Source organism: Metabacillus sp. YM-086 (genome assembly GCF_048059995.1).
Lineage (GTDB): Bacteria > Bacillota > Bacilli > Bacillales > Bacillaceae > Metabacillus > Metabacillus litoralis_B.
Genome location: NZ_JBLUOI010000194.1, coordinates 1 through 536 on the forward strand (window position 1 = coordinate 1; position 536 = coordinate 536).

Annotated in this window: 1 protein-coding gene; it reads right to left on the reverse strand. The window is 36.2% G+C overall.

From position 1 onward, the window contains the following. On the reverse strand, positions 1-281 hold a 281-nt coding region (locus ACEWK1_RS27760; protein WP_416636899.1), incomplete at its 3' end, for an IS110 family transposase. Between the last annotated feature and the right edge of the window lie 255 nt (positions 282-536).

The window sequence follows — 536 nt, forward strand, 5'->3', positions numbered from 1 at the left end:
GGAACGTTTTTAATCCTTTGTGCATTAGCCAAAGTAATATCAAAAAAATCTTCTAAGATGTTGTAAACTGGTTTCCAATAAACTCCCGTACTCTCCATCGCAATGTGAGTGACTTCTTTTTCTTCTAACCATTTAAGCAGACGAAATAAATCCTTCGTTAATGTTGGGAAAGTTTCAATTACTCTTTCCAATTCAGCTTCTGAATCACCTAGTAATACACAAGCCACAATGGTTTCTGAGTGAACATCCAAACCAGCACAACGTTTGTGTAAAGTTTCCACCTTATTCACCTTCATAAAATTATTCCACAGACAGTGGAATGAATTTGAAATTAAACATTTTTCTGTTCGTAGTCATCCTAGACATAGGGAGCTAACAATGGGTTGTACACCAAATTCATTCCAACAGTTTTTTGTACAGGGTCGAACCACCAATAAAGACCACGTTATATACTCACTGTTTGCGGTATCAACATTATGGGATGAGAACTCTATTTTCATTCCTGGGTTGAGAGCGAAAGATCATGAATGTTTTTT